Genomic DNA, 4,061 nt, shown 5'->3' with positions numbered 1-4,061 from the left:
ATTGGGCAGCTTTTTTTTTGGAGCAGAACGAATTATTTCCATAAGAACTTCCCTCCCGCTATTCGTTGCAATCTTTTTATCCTGAAACAAGTTCAGAATAAAAAGGATTTCCACTGCTATCGGGGCTGATTAGGCCGTTTTGTTCTTATAATTTCGTTTAAAGAATAAGAGAGATACGTGTAACAAAAAGAAGCCTACCGAATAAAAATCTAGTTGATAATATCTAATTAAAAAAAGTATGTTTGAGTATCAAGATACGCTACCTTACAGCATAGTTATGCAAGTTGTGCAGGATTGCTACGAAGACATAAAAATAAAAATATTTATAAAGCTACGTTTTGCTCCACAAACGTCTTTACGACAAAATACAAAAAAAATATCTAAAACCGATTATATAGAAAAAAATAATTTTACTTGGATTTTTAATAATTTCCTTCTATGTTCATGCACAAAATAACAAACTAAATGAAGTAAATGTCAACGTGTCTAAAATTGAAAATCTAAAACAAAAAAACAAATTAGATTTAGTTGAAATTAATGACACAAAAACTTGTGGAGGAAATACAGTAGGATATTTTCATTTAAACAATCTATCTCTAATAATTTCTGAAGATGGCGGTGAGAATACGACTATTAAATACAAATACTACATAAAAGAAAATAACATTATAAAAATTGAGGTAGTGAAAAGATATGATGATAAAGATAAAAAACAAAAGAATCATTCAGAGAAAAAAGAACTTTATTTCACTCCTAGAAATAGTTATTATAAAAAATTTCGATAAAGAAACAATTGTCACAAATACTGACCAACAAGTTATCAAATGTGGTGAAAGTTTGATCAAATTATTAAATAAAAGAGAAAACAGTAACTAAACGCAGTAAAAGATTTACCTTGATTGCGCAGATGTATCGCAACAGTTAGCGCGGATTTGCAATCCGTGCTCAGAATTAACAGATTTGAAACTATTAAACGAAACTAAAAAAAATGAAATCAAACAAGGTAACTAATGCTTTATTCATTGGTATTTTAATTGGAATTGTAGTTTACAGTGTTGTAAAAAACGGCTTTGGGTTTTTTACATTAATTCCTCTGTTTTTTTGCTTACAAATTAGTTACCAATTCTAAAAATAACAAACCCTTAAAAAAAGAATCAAAAGCACGAAAGCTAAATAAAAACTAAAGCTCGCTCATGTATTCTTATGGAAGTCTGCAACGTATCTCTGATCGCGCAGATTTATCACAACAGCTAGCGCAGATTTGCAATCCGAGCTCATTACAAGTGACTTTTATACCTTGATCGCGCAGATTTATCACAACAGCTAGCGCGGATTTGCAATCCGTGCTCATCCCAATTGGCTTTTATCATACCGTCAAAACAAACCTCGACCGCTATGACTTATTACTTGCAAAAACTATTTTAATATCACAACAATATTAATTGTTATTTTGAAGTTCATTGGCCAGACGCACAAAAAGAGCACTATTTGCTTCATTAACTGGTCAAGAAAAATAAAACTTCGAGCACATGTTATCGCAATATTTATTAGTTTTTTTTCGGCGCTCTATTACTTGACATAGCACCTTTTCCTTTTGCTGCAGCGTTTACACTAATGGTGATCTTTCAAATTCTTTTTTATTTAAATATATAGGCAGTGATTGTTATTGGAGTTTTGGGATCGGTATTGGGTAGGTCAATTCTTCTTTTATATGCTCCATTAATGGCAAACAGATATTTAAAAGCATCTAAAACTGAAGACATTAAATTTCTTGGAGATAAAATGAACCAAAATAAATGGAAAGGCATTGTAATGGTACTTGCTTATTCTTTGTTACCTCTTCCTACCCACACCACTTTTCTTAGGTGCGGGTATTTCAAAAATAAAGCCACTTTATATCATTGCTCCTTTCTTAGTAGGGAAATTTACTATTGATTCTATTGCTTTACATTTAGGAAAATTTGCATCCGCAAAACCAGCAAAGTATCATTGATACTATTTTTTCATGCAGTCTATTGCTAGTTTTCTTTTGGGGTTTGTGATGTTATTTTGTTTGTTTTCATGAATTAGCACAGCTTAACTCATCCTAAAAAATTAGCCTTTGATTTTAAAATCTTTAATTAAGTTTTTTTATTATGTGCAATGATACCTGCCAGAAATAATAGTGTTCTATTCTTCAACAAATGACGCCACTTAGTTTTTCTCGCTGCAAGCGCCTATAGATGCCTGAGCCACTTTGCTGAGACGCTTCCAGCGTGACGAATAGTACGAATGATTGCTAACTGAACCATATTAGCCCGTAAAACAAGTATAATCTATAGATTTCAAAAAAAAAACTGTTGTTCATCTAAGAGGTAGTAAAAAACTACTTTACTTTTACATTGTTGAAAAATCAGTACTATCTTTGCTTTATTCCAATCCTAAAAGCTGATTTAATGACTCCAGAACTTCCTAACTATTATTTAAATAAAAAGAAGTGAAAAAGCTAGAAAACGCAGCCAATAGCTGGACTATTTGTCTGGAATGTAAGGGACATGGCAAAAAAAGTCGGAGAATCAGCAAAAAAGTCCGACTCCATTACCTGAAAGAAGTCGAACAATTTAACAAATCGAATGGCGATGGGACAGCACCTATTCGCCCTAAGGCACACCTAGATTCTTGCACGAACTGTTCTGGATCTGGATTGGTTCCTTCTATGAGTCCTCCTATAGCGGATACCGAAAATTATCCACATGTTGCTATTATTGGTGGCGGTATAGGCGGAGTGGCCGTGGCAGTAGCTTGTTTACACCGCGGAATTCCTTTTACTCTTTATGAGCGCGATAGCGGATTCGAAGCCCGGTCTCAGGGCTATGGACTCACTTTGCAACAAGCGAGTAAAGCGATTGAGGGATTGGGTATCTACTCGTTACAAGAAGGGGTAGTTTCCACCAGACATTTGGTTCATACTACAGATGGAAAAGTGATTGGAGAATGGGGAATGAGAAAATGGATGCAGACCGAGGCTAAAAAATCTCCAAAGCGTACCAATGTACATGTCGCACGACAGTCTTTGCGGTTAGCATTGCTGGAGCAACTCGGCGGAAATGAGGCTGTGCAATGGGGAAACCAATTAGTAGATATTAAAAAAACGGAGAACGGAACTGTTGAATTGAGCTTTGAAGTAAACGGAGAGATAAAGAACGCCAAGGCTGACCTTGTGGTTGGAGCCGACGGGATTCGAAGTTCGGTACGTAAGCTACTTATTGGCGACGACATAACTCCTTTGCGATACCTCGATTGTATTGTGATATTAGGTATTTGTCCTTTGAGCGCACTCGAAGGTATTGAAAGTGATTTGCTGGACTCGGCGACCGTATTTCAAACTGCCAATGGTAATGAACGAATCTACATCATGCCATATGACTCAGAATCGGTGATGTGGCAATTGAGCTTCCCCATGCCCGAAGAAGAGGCTAAGGCATTAAGCGCTCAAGGCCCTAAAGCACTCAAAGAAGAAGCTTGTCGTAGAACGCAATGGCACGACCCCATTCCGCAAATTTTAACGGCGACCCTAGAAGCGCAGGTTTCTGGCTATCCTGTCTATGACCGAGAGTTACTCAATTCAGAATTGTTAGCTAAAGGCGGACCAATAACGCTAATTGGTGATGCAGCACACCCTATGAGCCCATTTAAAGGACAAGGAGCAAATCAAGCAGTACTAGATGCGCTAGCGCTGGCTCGAGGGATCACAAGAGAATGCCGACCCTTATCACAATGGAGAGAGGCGGGAGCACGGAAAAGTGTGTTAATGGATTTTGAATCAGAAATGTTAGCACGCAGTGCTATCAAAGTAAAACATTCAGCAGAGGCTGCACAGTTCCTACATTCTGAAATTGTGCTCCATAAGGCTGATGAGCCTAGAGGCAGGTTCCTTAAGAGAAAAGAAGAATAAAGGTGGATCTAATTACCCAGCAGACATTTACAATTTTTTAAATTAAACAGTACGAATCAAAGTACAATACTATACTCCCTATCGACTTTTAGAATAAAGAACAAAATATATTTTTTAAGTAAATCTT

The 4,061-nt window shown here is 36.3% G+C and carries 3 protein-coding genes; 2 read left to right on the top strand and 1 reads right to left on the bottom strand.

Annotated elements, in window-relative coordinates; all coding sequences use genetic code 11:
- Positions 1-482 precede the first annotated feature (482 nt).
- Positions 483-785, top strand: coding sequence for a hypothetical protein (locus A3SG_RS0117740; RefSeq protein ID WP_016991336.1), 303 nt, complete (start codon positions 483-485; stop codon positions 783-785).
- Positions 786-1,637: 852 nt separating this feature from the next.
- On the opposite strand, the gene A3SG_RS22795 is transcribed toward A3SG_RS0117740, so the two are convergent.
- Positions 1,638-1,763: a hypothetical protein gene (locus A3SG_RS22795; protein WP_255347725.1), complete on the bottom strand. Its 126-nt coding sequence runs from the start codon at positions 1,761-1,763 to the stop codon at positions 1,638-1,640.
- Positions 1,764-2,476: 713 nt separating this feature from the next.
- Between A3SG_RS22795 and A3SG_RS0117725 the strand changes: the two genes are divergently transcribed.
- Positions 2,477-3,934: an FAD-dependent oxidoreductase gene (locus A3SG_RS0117725; protein ID WP_016991333.1), complete on the top strand. Its 1,458-nt coding sequence runs from the start codon at positions 2,477-2,479 to the stop codon at positions 3,932-3,934.
- Positions 3,935-4,061 lie beyond the last annotated feature (127 nt).

The sequence above is a fragment of the Flavobacterium sp. ACAM 123 genome, from assembly GCF_000264055.1.
Taxonomy (GTDB): Bacteria; Bacteroidota; Bacteroidia; order Flavobacteriales; family Flavobacteriaceae; genus Flavobacterium.
Note: the sequence above shows the minus strand (reverse complement) of the source record. Positions and strands in the feature narration are given on the sequence as shown.